Genomic DNA, 13,962 nt, shown 5'->3' with positions numbered 1-13,962 from the left:
GCGGGGAAGGTGGCGATGAGCACCCAAGCACCAGAACGTCTGGGCCCGTACCGTCTGGTCAGGAAGATCGGCGAAGGTGGCATGGGGGTCGTCCACCTCGGTCTCGACGGCGAGGGCCGCGAGGTCGCCATCAAGGTGTTGCACCCGCACGTGGCCGCCGACCTCAAGGCGCGCGACCGGCTCACCCGCGAGGTCGAGACCATGCGCAGGGTGCGCAGCCCGCACGTCGCCGAGGTGATCGACGCCGAGCTCGTGGGCGGGCAGCCGTACGTGGTGACCCGCTTCGCGCCCGGCCGCACGCTGGAGGACACCGTCCTGGCCGAGGGCGCGCTGGAGGCGCGCGACCTCATCAGGCTCGCCCAGGGGCTCTGCCAGGCGCTGGTGGCCATCCACGCGGCCGACGTGATCCACCGCGACTTCAAGCCGTCCAACGTCATGCTCGTCGACGGCGAGCCGCTGGTCATCGACTTCGGCATCGCCCACCTGGTGAACGCCACCAGGCTGACGCAGACGGGGATGTTCGTCGGCACGCCGGGCTATCTGGCGCCCGAGATCATCCGCGACTCGGAGATCACCCAGGCGGCCGACGTGCACGCGCTGGCCTCGACGGTGTTCTTCGCCGCGACCGGGGCGCCGCCGTTCGGCACGGGCACGTTCGAGGCGGTCTGCTTCAACATCATGGAAGGCCGGGCGCAGCTCGACAAGGCGCCCGCGTGGCTGCGCGGCTGGCTCAACCGGGCCCTGCAGGTCGAGCCGTCGGTCCGGCCCGGCGCCCAGGAGTTGCTCCGGATGGCCAGGGCGCTCGACCCGTCGGTGACGACGTTCAACGAGGCGTCCTTCGAGGGGCCGACGGGGACCAAGCGGCTGGCCGACCGCACGCGGACCATGGACACGTTCTCCGACCTGCTGCCGCCGGTCGAATACCGCAAGCCGGCGCCCCCGCCGGCGCCGCCGCGCCGCGAGGCGCGCACCGCGCCGCCGCGTAGGGAGGAGCGGCCGCCACCCTACGTGCCCGCGCCGATGCCCGCCAGGCCGCCGATGCCGCGCCCGGACCAGCGGGTGGCCGGCTACCCGGCACCGCAGCCCACCTCGCCGTCCCAGGTCAGGCCCTACACCCCGCCGTCCCAGTACAGTCCGCCGTCCGAGCGCAAGAGATACCTGTTCGGCAGCCAGGTCGTCGGCCTGCTCCTGCTGGTCACGCTGGTGGCGCTGACCGTGGCCAGGCCCGTCATGGCGGGCGCGGTGGCCGTGGCGCTCGCTCTGGTGCTGCGCCTCGGCGAATACCTCTTCGGTGACATGGTCAAGCGGCGTCAGGTGCGCGGGAGCAGCGCGGCCGATCCGCTGCTCATCGTGGTCGGCACGCCGTGGGCGCTGGTCAAGTCAGCCCTCGTGACGCTGGTGCACGTGCCGCTGGCGCTGCTGTTCGGGATCTGCGTCTGGGGCTTCCTCTACTGGGCGGGCCAGGCGGGCGTCAACGAGGCGGCCGCCTACGCGGCGGGCGCCTTCGCCGCCGGACTGTTCGTGCTGCCCGGCGGCGGCGCGCCGCGCAAGGCCGTCACGCGCACGTTCACCGGGGTGCTGCGCAGCCCGGGCGCGGCGCTGGTCGCCGTCGTGCTGGTGGGCACCGCCGCGCTGTTCGCGGTCATGTACGCGCTGAGCCAGGACCCGGTGTGGGCGCCGTGGCAGGAGCCGGAGACGGTGATCAACGATCTGGCCGGCGATGCCAGGCAGAGCACGATCGGCCTGATCACCGGGCTGATCGGCAGCCTGCTGGACGGTCTGGGGCTGGGGTTCCTGAATCCCTGGTCCTGAGTGTCCCCGCCGCCGCTCGGGGGGAGAGATGAAGGTATGAGCGAGCACCTCGGCCCGTACGAGCTTCTCTCCCGTCTCGGGGCCGGTGGATTCGGCGAGGTGCACCTGGCGCTGGACCCCGAGGGGCGCACGGTGGCGGTCAAGGTGCTGCACCCGCACGTCGCGGCCGACGGCATGGCCCTGGCCCGGCTGGCGCGCGAGGTGGAGACCATGCGCATGGTCGGCGGGCCGCACGTGGCGGAGGTGCTGGACGCCTCGCTGGAGGGCGCCAGGCCCTACCTCGTGACCCGCTACGTGCAGGGCCGGCCGCTCAGCTCCGTCCCCGTGCCCGTCGCCGACCTGCGGCGGCTCGCCGCCGGCCTGGCCGACGCGCTGCTGGCCATGCACGAGTCGGGGGTGGTGCACCGCGATCTCAAGCCGGCCAACGTGATGATGACCGAGGGCGAGCCGGTCGTCATCGACTTCGGCATCGCCAGCGCGCTCGACTCGCTGTCCGTCACGGCCTCGGGCGCGGTGGTGGGCACGCCCGGCTACCTGGCTCCCGAGGTGCTCGAGGGGCGGCCCGTGGGCATGGAGGCCGACGTGTTCTCGTTCGGGGCGACGCTGGCGTACGCGGCCACCGGGCGGCAGCCGTACGGGCAGGGGCCCGCGTCCGCGGTCGCCTACCGGGTCGTGCACCACCCGCCCGACCTCGAGGGTGCGCCGGAGTGGCTGCAGCCGCTGTTACGCGAGTGCCTGTCCACCGACCCCGCCGCGCGGCCGACGGCGGCGCAGATCTGCGCCAGGCTGGAGGTCGCGCCCGTCTCCCACGTGCCTCACCTGAGCGCTCCGGTCGTACGCCCGCGGTCGGCGGCCGACGACATGAGCACCAGGGAGTGGCGGCCCGGCAAGGAGCAGCATCGGCGCTCGGTGGCGGAGTCGCGGGCCAGGCACCGGGAGAAGGTGCGCCGGCGCTGGCTGATCGGCTCGGGCCTGTTCGTGTCGCTGCTGGCGGCCGCCGCCCGCGAGCCGCTGCCCGAGGTGTCGTTGTTCCTGCTGGCGGCGTACGCGCTGGCCCTGGTCTCCGACGCGGGGGTGGCGCTGTTCTCCCGCGGCCCGTACAAACGCAGCCGCCTGATCACGGACGCGGTCTGCGTGGCGGGGGCGGCCGGGCTGTGCTTCGGGCTGGCAGCGCTGTTCAGCACGTTCACACTGGCCTTGTTCGCGGGTACGGCACTGGTGCTGGGAGTCGTTTTCCTGCTGTCGGCGTAGCCCCCGCAGCTGACGACCGAATAAAGTTCGGTATGGTAGAGAGGGTGGTAGTGGTTTCCGTGCCAATCGCACTGGCTGCCGGTTTGCGCGTAAGCTACCCACGGGTAACATAACCGCTGAACCACGGCAGACCCTCTGTCGGGGGCCCGCAGGGCACCTGGCAGTCTGGACAGATGCATTCGGCGCCCACCGCCAGCGTGGCGGGGGCGCACGCGAACTACGGGAGGTCGGCCACCGGCCATGAACATCGTCGTCTGCGTGAAGCAGGTCCCCGACACGGCGACCGAGCGCAAGCTGCGGTCCGATGACAACACGCTCGACCGCGACGCCGCTGACGGCGTGGTCAACGAGCTTGACGAATACGCGGTCGAAGAGGCGCTGAAGCTCAAGGAGGCCCATGGCGGTGAGGTGACCGTCCTGACCATGGGTCCCGGCAAGGCCACCGACACCATCCGCAAGGCGCTGGCCATGGGCGCCGACAAGGCCGTCCACCTCAGCGACGACGCGCTGCACGGCTCCGACGCCCTGTCGACCTCGTACGCGATGGCCCAGGTGCTCAAGAAGATCGGGTTCGACCTGGTCATCCTGGGTTCGGAGTCCACCGACGCGCGCACCGGGATGCTCGCCGCCATGCTCGCCGAGCGGCTCGGCACGCCCCAGCTCACGCTGGCCAACAAGGTCGAGGTCGAGGGCACCTCGATCAAGGTCCAGCGGCTGGCCGACTACGGTTTCGACCGGGTCGAGGCGTCGCTGCCGGCCGTCGTGTCCGTGGTCGAGAAGATCAACGAGCCCCGCTACCCGTCGTTCAAGGGCATCATGGCGGCGAAGAAGAAGCCGGTCGAGACGCTGGCCATCGGCGACGCCTCCATCGACGCCGCGCAGGTGGGCCTGGCCGCCGCCTGGTCCGAGGTCGTCGACTTCGCCCCGGCCCCGCCGCGGGCGGCCGGCACGATCGTCAAGGACGAGGGCGACGGTGGCGTGAGCGCCGCCGAGTTCCTGGCGTCCAAGAAGTTCATCTGAGAACGGGGGTTTTACGGAAATGTCGGAGATTCTCGTTCTCGTTGAGCAGGCCGAAGGCGAGGTCAAGAAGGTCACGCTCGAACTGCTGACCCTGGCCCGCACCCTCGGCACCCCCGCCGCCGTCTGGGCCGGCCCCGGCATCTCGGCCGAGGCCAAGGGCCGGCTGGCCGAGTACGGCGCGGAGAAGATCTACGTCGCCGGCTCCAGCGACATCGTGGACCACGTGGTCGCCCCCAAGGCCGAGCTGCTCGCCCAGCTCGTGGCCTCCGCCTCGGCGGCCGCCGTCCTGGTGGCGGCCACGGCCGAGGGCAAGGAGATCGCCGGCCGCCTGGCCATCAAGACGGACTCCGGCGTCATCACCGACGCCGTGGGCCTGAGCGAGGGCTTCGTGGCCGACCAGTCCATCTTCGGCGGCGGCGTCAACGTGCACTCCAAGGTGCGCAAGGGCACGCCCATCATCGCCGTACGCCCCAACTCCACCGCCCCCGTGGCGGCCGCGGGCGCCGGGGTCGAGGAGGAGGTTTCGGTCACCCTGTCCGACGCCGCCAAGGCCACCCGAGTCGTGGAGCGGGTCAAGCAGGAGAAGGGCGCCCGGCCGGAGCTGACGGAGGCCGCGATCGTGGTCTCCGGCGGGCGCGGCGTGGGTTCGGCGGAGAACTTCTCGGTCATCGAGACCCTCGCCGACTCCCTGGGCGCGGCCGTGGGCGCCTCCCGCGCCGCCACGGACGCGGGCTGGTACCCGCACCAGTTCCAGGTGGGCCAGACGGGCAAGACGGTGTCGCCGCAGCTGTACATCGCGGCCGGGATCTCGGGGGCCATCCAGCACCGGGCCGGCATGCAGACGGCCAAGACGATCGTCGCCATCAACAAGGACCCGGAGGCCCCGATCTTCGAGCTGGCGGACTACGGCGTGGTCGGCGACCTCCACCAGGTCCTGCCCCAGCTCACCGAAGAGATCGACAAGCGCAAGTAGGCCGGCCGGGGAGCACGGTCTCCGCTCTCGGCGCTCTCCGCGCGGGGAGCTCAGGCAGTGACGTCTGGGGGGGCACCGCCCCCCAGACGTCCTCGACAAGCCTGGGCGGGAGCCGAGGGTCGGTCAGCGGTCGGTGATGGGAAGCCTGATCTGGAAGCAAGCGCCCTCACCCGGGGACGAGCGCAGCTCCACGCGCCCCCCGTGAGCGGCCACGATGGACCGGACGATGGCCAGCCCCAGCCCAGCCCCGCCCGTGGCGCGGGCACGGGAGCCGTCCGCGCGGTAGAAGCGGTCGAACACGCGCGCCGCCTCCTCCGCCCCCAACCCCGGCCCCTCGTCCTCGATGACCAGCACCGACTCCCCGCCGTCCGTGCCCACGCCGATCCTGACCGGGGTGCCGGCGGGTGTGTGGGTGACGGCGTTGCCGACGAGGTTGCTGACGACCTGTCTCAGCCGGGCCTCGTCGCCCAGGACCGGGGCGGTGGCCGCCGGACCGCCGGACGGGCCGGTGAAGGCGATGGGCCGGGTCGGGTCGAGGGCGGTGAAGTCGTGGCGGGCGTCGGCGGCGAGGGTACGCAGGTCCATCGGGGTCAGCTCCAGCCCCGGGCCGTCGCTCTCGTCGAGGCCGGCGAGCAGGAGCAGGTCGTCCACCAGCTTGGCCAGGCGGCCCGACTCGCTCTCGATGCGGGCCAGCGCGGGCCCGGCCTCCGTGCCTCCCATGCGGTACAGCTCCGAGAAGCCCTTGATGCCGAACAGCGGGGTGCGCAGCTCGTGGCTGACGTCGGCGACGAACCGGCGCATGCGGGCCTCAGACTCCACCTTCGCCGCGACCCCCTGCTCGATCTGGGCGAGCATCTTGTTGAGCGAGCGTGCCAGGCGCCCGACCTCCGTGCCCGGCGGGGCCGGCTCGGGCACGCGGCGGGTGAGGTCGCCGTCCGCGATGGCCGCCGCCGTCTCCTCCACCCGGCGCAACGGCGCCAGACCGGCCCTGATCGCGAACCCGCCCACCAGCGCCAGCACGGCCAGCAGCAACGATCCGGCCACGAGGCAGGCGGCGCGCATCCGGTTGACGGTCGTGTGCATGGCCTCCAGCGACACCGCCGCCACCACGCTGGAGTGCGCGAACTCCGTGCTCGTGCGCTTGGCGGGCAGCGCCACGGCGCGCCACTCCTCGCCGTCCGCCCCCTCCACGGTGAACGGCCGCCCGCCGCGGGCCGCGACGGTGGCGGTGTCGAGGCGGGGCAGGCCGGGCCCGGGCATGTCGCCGTACGCGCGCAGCACGGCGCCGCCGGGCGACAGGTACGCCGCGTACCCCTTGGTGACGAGGTCGGGCTCGCCCAGCACGAGCGGGGCCTGGCTCGCCCGCTTCTCCAGCATGGCCGCCAGCGCGGTGGCCAGCTCGGGCGGCACCGACGACAGCGCCGTGCCCATCGGGCTGAGCTGGGCGTCCACGCGGGCCCTGAGTTGGGTCTCCAGCTGCCGGACGAGGACCGAGCTGATCATCGCCAGGCCGGCGACGAGCAGGGCGACCGTGATCGCCAGCAGCCGGGCGCGCAACGACAGCCCCCTGCCGATGCGCGGCAGCCGGGCACACCCGCCGCCGGGTCGTGGCAGGCGGCTGGTCATGGTTTCGGCTTGCGGAGCAGGTAGCCGACGCCGTGCACGGTGTGGATCAGCCGGGGTGACTCGCCGGTGTCCAGCTTGCGCCGCAGATAGCTCACGTACGTGTCCACGATGCTCGTGTCACCGGCGAAGTCGTAGCGCCACACGGTCTCCAGGATCTGCGACTTGGGCAGCACCCGCCCGGCGTTGAGCACCAGGTGGTGCAGGAGCCGGAACTCCGTCGGCGACAGGCGCACCGGGCGGCCCGCCCTGGTCACCTGGTGGCCGTCGGGATCGACCTCCAGGTCTCCCACGACCAGCGTGTGGTCGTCGGGGATCGCGCCCGTGCGCCGCAGGATGGCCCTGATGCGGGCCAGCAGCTCCTCCAGGTCGAACGGCTTGGTCACGTAGTCGTCGCCGCCCAGCCGGAGACCGTTGATCTTGTCGGCCGTGGTGTCGCGGGCCGTCAGGAACAGTACGGGCACCGGCCCCGGCCGCCCGCCGGCCCTGGGCAGGCCGCGCAGGCGGCGCAGCACCTCGAAGCCGTCCAGGTCGGGCAGCATGACGTCGAGCAGCACCAGGTCGGGCGGGTCACGCCGGGCCTCCTCCAGCGCCTGGGTGCCGTTGTCGGCGGAGCTCACGGTGAAGCCCGCGAACCGCAACGTCGCCGACAGCAGCTCCTTGACGGTGGGCTCGTCGTCGACCACCAGCAGCCGTTCGCCCATGTGAGCCACGTGAGGCACCTCCCGAGGTCCAGGGTAGTCAGGCGTCCCGGTTCTTGAACTGGACGAACGCCGCGACCAGCAGCACCGCGACGAACCCGACGAGCACCCCGAAAGCCACCACGGGCGGCAGCTCGGACGTCCCTGAGACGGCCTGGAAGGCGGCCGTGTTCGGCCAGTAGGTGTGCATGAACTCCCGCAGGCCGCCGGGCGCGCTCGAGGCCAGGACGGGGATCAGGAGGAAGGCCGTGCTGACGTTCACGGCGGAGGCCGTGCCGCGCAGCAGGAAGCCCAGGGCGAGCCCGAACAGTGCCAGCAGCGTGAACACGACCGGCCCGAGCAGGAGCAGGACCAGCGCGCCCGGCTCGCCCGGCATGACGTACGGAGCGCCGTTCGCCGCGAGGACGGTCTGGCCGGTGGTGTACATCAGCCACACCCCGGCCACGCTCACCGGCAGGGCGGTCAGCACGGTCATGCCGGCCTTGGCGGCCATCAGGTGACCGCGCCGGCCCACGGCGGCCACGCTCGCGCGCATCGTGCCGGAGCCGTACTCGGAGGTGGCGACCAGCACCCCCAGCGCCGAGACCAGGAGCTGGACCACGAACAGCCCGCGCATGCCCATGTCCAGCGGCTGGAAGTCCAGCCGCTCCTGCGCCGTGGCCGTGGCGTAGTCGCCGGCCGACGCGTTGCCGAACAGCCATCCGAACAGCCCGGACACGACGACGATCGCCAGCGACAGCACCATGGTGGCCCTGATGCTGCTGAACTTCGTCCACTCCGCCCTGAGCACGCCCGCCTCGATCATCGTGCCCCTCCGTACTCCACGGCGTCGCGGGTCAGCTCCATGAACGCCTCCTCCAGGGACGCGGGCCGCAGGGTCAGCTCGTGCAGCGTGACGCCCTCGGCCGCCGCCAGCCGCCCCACGTCGGGCGCGCTCATGCCGGTGACCAGCAGCTCGTCGCCGGAACCGGCCCGTACGCGGGCGCCCGACAGCTCCAGGCGCCGGGCGAAGGAGCCGGCCTCGGGCGTGCGGACGAGGACGGGAGCCCCGGCGCCGGTGAACTCGCCGATCTCGGCCTCGGTGATGAGCCGGCCCTTCCCGATGATCACCAGCCGGTCCGCGGTCAGCGCCATCTCGCTCATCAGGTGGCTGGAGAGCAGCACCGTACGCCCCTCGGCGGCCAGCTCCCGGACGAGCGTGCGGATCCACAGGACGCCCTCCGGGTCCAGCCCGTTGACCGGCTCGTCCAGCAGCAGCACCGGCGGATCCCCCAGCAGCGCGGCGGCCAGGCCCAGCCGCTGGCTCATCCCCAGCGAGAACCCGCCCGCCTTCCTGCCCGCCGCGTCCGTCAGCCCGACCAGGTCGAGCACCGCCTCGACGCGGGAGACCGGGAGGCGGTTGGTCTGGGCGAGGTAGAGCAGGTGCTTGTACGCGGTGCGCTGCGGGTGCACGGCCTGCGAGTCCAGCATCGAGCCGATCACGCGCAGCGGGTGCGGCAGGTCGTGGGGGCCACGGCCGTTGATCGTGACCGTGCCGGAGGTGGGCAGGTCGAGGCCGAGGATCATGCGCATGGTCGTGGTCTTGCCGGCGCCGTTCGGGCCGAGGAAGCCGGTGACGAGGCCCGGCCGTACCGTGAAGGAGAGGTCGTCCACGGCGAGCCGCTCGCCGTAGCGTTTGGACAGTCCGTTGAGCTGGATCATGGGTCCAGCGTGGGGTGGCTCGTTGGAGGCGTTCTGAGGGGTTCTGTGAGGTCTCTGTGAGCGGGATGGCGCCACGTGGGGTCGCGCCGCGCCGCCCGCGCCGATCCACAGGGAACTCTCAGGCCAGGGCCGCCCGCAGGCGGGCGGCCAGCTCCTCGGCCTGGGCCTGGCTCCAGGAGATCGTGCCGTTCTCGGACATGAGCGCGTGGAACTGCTGCTTCCGGTACGGGGTGCCCGGCGGGAGCGGGGCCACGTGCCAGTGCAGGTGGGCGTTGCCCTGCCGGCTGCCGAGGGACAGCAGGTAGGTGCGCTCCGACGGCACCACCGCCTCTACGGCCAATGCCACCTTCCTGACCACTCCCATGATCGCGTGGTAGTCGTCCTCGTCGAGGTCGCGCACGACGTGCTCGACGTGCCGCTTCGGGCTGACCAGGACGTACCCCGGCATCGTGGGGTAGCGGGCCAGGAAGGCGAGGTGCCGGTCGTCCTCGTAGACGATCTGCTCGAGGGCGTAGTCGGGGTCGCCGGCCACGATCGCGCAGATGAAGCACGGGCGGGACCGCACCCGCGCTTCATACGCCTCGACGTCGAAGAGTACGTTTCGTTCGAGATCCATCCCGCGATGGTCTCAGGCGGCGGCCTTGGCGGGCTCCCTCGCGGGGAGGGGGCTCACCCGGGCCGGCTCGCCGCGCGGGAGCAGGCGGGCGGCCAGGGCGATCAGCACGCCCAGGACGACGCCGATGCCCAGCGCCGTACGCAGGGAGGTGGCGTCCGACAGGAAGCCGATCACCACGGGGCCGAGCAGCAGGCCCGCGTACCCCATGGCGCCCGCCTGGGCGATCGCGGGACCCGGCGCGTCGGTGGCGGTGCCCGCGAGCGACAGTGTCAGCGGCGAGATCGTCGCCACCCCGAGCCCGACGAAGAACATCGCCGCCACCGCCACCAGCGCCGCCGGCGCCAGCAGCACGACCGCGAAGAAGCCGGCCGTGGCCACCCCGGACACGGTCAGCATCCCGCGCACCCCGAACCTGACCCGCAGCCGGTCACCGGTGAGCCGGGCGATCAGCATGCCGGCCTCGAACACCGGGTATCCGAGCGCCGCCAGGGCCTCGGGGGCGCCGAGCTCGTCGCGCATGTACAGGCCGTTCCAGTCGGCGACCGTGCCCTCGACCATGAAGGCGAAGAACATGATCGCGCCGAGCAGGTAGACGATCGGCGGCATGCGGCGCCGCCCGGCGGTCGCGGTGGCCGCCGCCGGGGGCTCCGGCAGGTACGTACGGCCGAGCAGCACCATGACCGGCAGCGAGACCAGCGCGATCAGCGTCACGTGCAGCGTGAACGGCAGGTCGGCGGCGATGGCCAGGCTGCCCAGCCCGCCCGCCGAGATGGCGCCCACGCACCAGCCGGCGTGCATGCCGTTCATCAGCGGCCGCTTGTAGGCCTGCTCGACGGCCGAACCCTGGGCGTTCATGGCGACGTCCACGGTGCCGAAGGCCATGCCGAAGAGCGCCACGGCCACCAGGAGCAGCGGGAGGTCGGGGGCGACGGCCACGCCGAGGAGGCTGAGCGCCGTCAGTGGACCGCCTGCCCGCAGTACCGCCCGGCTGCCCACGCGCGCCATGACGCGCCGCATGGACTGCATCGTCACCAGAGCGCCCAGGCCCCACACCAGCAGGATCGCCCCGACCGTGGCCTCGGTCAGGCCGAGTTTGTCGGTCAGGGCCGGGATGCGCACGGTCATCGTGCCCACCATCAGGCCGGCAAGGACAAAGGTGAGGACCGCCCCGTAACGGGCACTCCTCAGCTCGCGGGTCATAAGGCCACACCTCTCACAAGTTCGTATTCTTCGCGTTGAATCCGGGCATGCCGGGGCGCCCCCGCCGACCGCAGCGGACGGCACAGGGCAACGCAGGACAGCGCGCGCGGCGGCGCGGGCCCGGCGTGGTGTCGGGGGGTTCGGGGGGAGTCAGAAGTGGCCCCCGGCGCGTGGCGCGGAGGGCGAAAAGGGATGGAATCAGGCGGGGGCGGGCGAGATGAGCGCCCTGAGGCGGAGCTCCAGAGCCTGGAGGTCGTCCTCCGAGTTGAGCTCCGGGTCGTGACTCGCCACGTCCCAGAGCCCCTCACACGCCAGCCGTACGATCTGCGCGGCCACCGGGTCCGGCTCCTCGCTCAGCCCTTCGCGGTGCCAGCGGGCCATCGCCTCGCGCAGCGGTGCGAGCAGGAAGAGGTTGCCCGACGCCCCGGTGACGACGGCCCATCGTCGCAGGCGGCCGGATCGGACGGCGGCCAGCGTCGCGCCCAGGTAGCGCTCGGTGTAGGTCTCGCCCGGCTGCCCGGCCACCAGCACGTCGAAGTCTTCGATCAACCGCTCCACCATGCCCTTGATCAGGGCCTCTTTGGAGCCGTAGTGATAGAGCAGGCCGCCCTTGCTCACGCCCGCCCGGTCCGCCACGGCGGCCAGGGTGAGCGCGCCCGAGCCCAGGTCGCAGAGGAGATCCTCCGCCGCGTCCAAAAGCTCGTCCCTTCGCATACGATCAACTGTACCGTCCGGACGGTACAGTTGCAAACGAGATACCCTGAGCACGTGACCAGACCGTCGGCCTACCTTGATCATGCGGCGACCACCCCCATGCTGCCCGAAGCGATCGAGGCCATGACGGAGCAACTCAAACGCGTCGGCAATGCTTCCTCGCTGCACGCGGCCGGCCGTCAGGTGCGCAGGGTGGTCGAGGAGTCACGCGAGACGATCGCCGACTCGCTCGGCGCTCGGCCCAGCGAGGTCGTGTTCACCTCGGGCGGCACCGAGGCCGACAACCTGGCGATCAAGGGCCTCTACTGGGCGCGCCGCCCACGCAAGCGGGTGCTGATCAGCTCCGTGGAGCACCACGCCGCGCTCGACCCGGCCCAGTGGCTGGCCGACAGCCAGGGCGCCGAGGTGGAGCTGCTGGAGGTGGACGAGCACGGCCGCGTGCACCCCGACACGCTGCGCGCCGCCATCGAGCGCGACCCCGGCGACGTGGCCATGATCAGCATCATGTGGGCCAACAACGAGGTCGGCACCATCCAGCCGATCCACGTGCTGGCCGCCATCGCGCACGACCACGGCATCCCGTTCCACACCGACGCGGTGCAGGCGATCGGGCAGTTGCCGGTGTCGTTCAGCGGCTCGGGGGCCGACGCGCTCACGCTGACCGGCCACAAGGTCGGCGGCCCGATGGGGGTCGGCGCGCTGCTGCTGACCAGGGGGCTCACGCCGGTCTCCGTGCAGCACGGCGGGGGCCAGGAGCGCGACGTGCGCTCGGGCACGCTCGACGCGCCCGCCATCGCGGGGCTCGCCGCCGCCGTCAGCACCGCCGTACGCGAGCAGGAGACCCTCGGCCGCCACCTGGCGTCGCTGCGCGACGAGCTCATCCACCGCGTACGCGAGGCCGTTCCCGACGTGGTGCTCAACGGCGACCCCGGCAACCGGCTGCCCGGCAACGCTCACTTCTCCTTCCCCGGCTGCGAGGGCGACGCGCTGCTCATGCTGCTCGACGCCAAGGGCGTGGAGTGCTCGACCGGCTCGGCCTGCTCGGCGGGCGTGGCGCAGCCGTCCCACGTGCTGCTGGCTATGGGCGCGGACGCGGCGGCGGCGCGCGGGTCGCTGCGGTTCACGCTGGGCCACACCTCGACGCGCGACGACGTGGACCGCCTGATCGAGGTGCTCCCGGCCGCCGTCGAGCGCGCCCGCCGCGCCGGCCTCGGCTGACCCCGGGCCGCCAGGAGGCTGAGCCCAGACCGCAGAAGGCCCGGCTCACCCGCGACAGGCCAGTGAGCTGAGCGGCCTCAGGTCGGGAGGCCGGGCTCAGGTGAGGAAGGGGGCGACGGCGGTCCAGGCGGGATCGGCGGAGACGTCGACCCTCGGCTCGCCCTCCTCCCAGCCCACGATCAGCTCCTTGGCGTGGATCGCGGCGTCACCGGTCGGGTCGGCGTACACGTGGATGACGCGATGCCCCTGGGAGCTCAGATGCGCCGCCAGCACGGCGTCGTCGCGCAGCTTGAGCAGGCGGGCGGCCAGGCGCTCCTCGAAGTCGCGCAGCGCGGCCAGCGAGTCGCCGACCGGCAGGCCGTTCTCGTCGCGGTGCGCGTAGGGGAGCGTGATCTGGATGTGCTGGTCGAACAGCGGATGGTCGACCGGCCGCAGCGGATGGCGGGCCGTGGCGACCAGCGGCGCGCCGCCGGCGGTCTGACCCTCCAGCAGCAGCCACTCCTCCTCGGTGTAGCCCGAGGCCACGTCGGCGACCACGGCCGGCAGGTGCACCGCCGCCACGGAGTCGATCGGCTCGAACGTGACCGCCGTGATCTCGCCCACCCACCTGGCCACGTCGTCCTCGCCCAGCAGCCAGTCGAGGGCCAGCAGCGTGGCCTCCAGCCTGGACTCCTCGTCGAGCTCGCCGAAGATCGGGTGGTAGGCGGCCACGTCGACCCGGGGCTGGTTGCGCGGCACGCGCAGGCCGAGCTGCAACTTGTCGAGCGCGAACTCGAAGCCGCCCACGTCGAGGGTGAGCTCCATCGCCATCGGGTTGGCCTGACGGGACGGGTGGAACTCCCACAGCAGGTCGGACGAGGGCGCGGCCTTGGCCCAGCGGTGCGCGAGCGAGCGCAGCTCGGCGTCGCCCGCGGCGGTCACCACCAGGGCGTGCGCGGCCTCCTTGCCGGGGGCCACCTCATAGGCCAGGCCGGGGTCGATCGCGGCGACCGCGGGGGTGAGCCGCTCCTCCAGCCCCTCGGGCTCGCCCGCGGCCACCATCGAGTCGAGTTGCGGCCTGGTCTCCTGCCACCACGCCCAGAAACCGGCGATGGCCTCGTCAGGCCCTTCGGCCCCTTCGTCTGCGTCCTTGC

General features: G+C 72.5%; 13 protein-coding genes. 5 read left to right on the top strand and 8 right to left on the bottom strand.

Features of this window, described 5'->3' with window-relative positions:
- Positions 1 to 15: 15 nt before the first annotated feature.
- The 4 genes from ACTWPW_RS41245 (at position 16) to ACTWPW_RS41230 (ending at position 5,056) form a co-directional block, all read left to right on the top strand.
- A complete protein-coding gene (locus ACTWPW_RS41245) occupies positions 16 to 1,812 on the top strand; it encodes a serine/threonine-protein kinase (RefSeq protein ID WP_375111441.1) in 1,797 nt (598 codons plus the stop codon).
- 36 nt (positions 1,813 to 1,848) lie between these two features.
- Positions 1,849 to 3,063: a serine/threonine-protein kinase gene (locus tag ACTWPW_RS41240; protein WP_443171872.1), complete on the top strand. Its 1,215-nt coding sequence runs from the start codon at positions 1,849 to 1,851 to the stop codon at positions 3,061 to 3,063.
- A gap of 240 nt (positions 3,064 to 3,303) precedes the next feature.
- A complete protein-coding gene (locus ACTWPW_RS41235) occupies positions 3,304 to 4,083 on the top strand; it encodes an electron transfer flavoprotein subunit beta/FixA family protein (protein WP_375111439.1) in 780 nt (259 codons plus the stop codon).
- Positions 4,084 to 4,102: 19 nt separating this feature from the next.
- Positions 4,103 to 5,056 (top strand): electron transfer flavoprotein subunit alpha/FixB family protein, encoded by a 954-nt coding sequence (locus ACTWPW_RS41230; RefSeq protein ID WP_443171871.1) that lies wholly within the window; start codon positions 4,103 to 4,105, stop codon positions 5,054 to 5,056.
- A gap of 123 nt (positions 5,057 to 5,179) precedes the next feature.
- Here the strand turns inward: ACTWPW_RS41230 and ACTWPW_RS41225 are convergent, their stop codons facing one another.
- From ACTWPW_RS41225 to ACTWPW_RS41195, 7 genes are all read right to left on the bottom strand, one after another.
- Positions 5,180 to 6,682: an ATP-binding protein gene (locus tag ACTWPW_RS41225; protein WP_443171870.1), complete on the bottom strand. Its 1,503-nt coding sequence runs from the start codon at positions 6,680 to 6,682 to the stop codon at positions 5,180 to 5,182.
- Complete coding sequence (locus tag ACTWPW_RS41220; protein ID WP_375111523.1) at positions 6,679 to 7,383, bottom strand: response regulator transcription factor; 705 nt, start codon at positions 7,381 to 7,383, stop codon at positions 6,679 to 6,681. The genes ACTWPW_RS41225 and ACTWPW_RS41220 overlap by 4 nt, the downstream gene beginning before the upstream one ends.
- A 37-nt stretch (positions 7,384 to 7,420) precedes the next feature.
- A complete protein-coding gene (locus ACTWPW_RS41215) occupies positions 7,421 to 8,185 on the bottom strand; it encodes a hypothetical protein (RefSeq protein ID WP_375111436.1) in 765 nt (254 codons plus the stop codon).
- Complete coding sequence (locus tag ACTWPW_RS41210; protein WP_443171869.1) at positions 8,182 to 9,081, bottom strand: ABC transporter ATP-binding protein; 900 nt, start codon at positions 9,079 to 9,081, stop codon at positions 8,182 to 8,184. The genes ACTWPW_RS41215 and ACTWPW_RS41210 overlap by 4 nt, the downstream gene beginning before the upstream one ends.
- A gap of 118 nt (positions 9,082 to 9,199) precedes the next feature.
- Positions 9,200 to 9,697, bottom strand: coding sequence for an HIT family protein (locus ACTWPW_RS41205; protein WP_375111434.1), 498 nt, complete (start codon positions 9,695 to 9,697; stop codon positions 9,200 to 9,202).
- Between the two features lie 12 nt (positions 9,698 to 9,709).
- Positions 9,710 to 10,897 carry an MFS transporter gene (locus tag ACTWPW_RS41200; RefSeq protein ID WP_375111433.1) on the bottom strand — a complete coding sequence of 396 codons (1,188 nt, stop codon included), beginning with the start codon at positions 10,895 to 10,897 and terminating at the stop codon, positions 9,710 to 9,712.
- 198 nt (positions 10,898 to 11,095) lie between these two features.
- Positions 11,096 to 11,611, bottom strand: coding sequence for a TetR/AcrR family transcriptional regulator (locus tag ACTWPW_RS41195; protein ID WP_364117832.1), 516 nt, complete (start codon positions 11,609 to 11,611; stop codon positions 11,096 to 11,098).
- A 54-nt stretch (positions 11,612 to 11,665) separates the two neighbouring features.
- On the opposite strand from ACTWPW_RS41195, the gene ACTWPW_RS41190 reads away from it, so the two are divergent.
- The gene (locus ACTWPW_RS41190; RefSeq protein ID WP_375111432.1) at positions 11,666 to 12,829 is read left to right on the top strand and encodes a cysteine desulfurase family protein; all 1,164 of its coding nucleotides are present in this window, start codon (positions 11,666 to 11,668) and stop codon (positions 12,827 to 12,829) included.
- A 96-nt stretch (positions 12,830 to 12,925) separates the two neighbouring features.
- Here ACTWPW_RS41190 and ACTWPW_RS41185 read toward each other — a convergent pair.
- Positions 12,926 to 13,962 (bottom strand): DUF695 domain-containing protein (locus tag ACTWPW_RS41185; RefSeq protein ID WP_443171868.1); only part of this gene is annotated, 1,037 nt, incomplete at its 5' end.

The sequence above is a fragment of the Nonomuraea sp. KM90 genome (assembly GCF_052246675.1).
Taxonomy (GTDB): Bacteria; Actinomycetota; Actinomycetes; order Streptosporangiales; family Streptosporangiaceae; genus Nonomuraea.
Note: the sequence above shows the minus strand (reverse complement) of the source record. Positions and strands in the feature narration are given on the sequence as shown.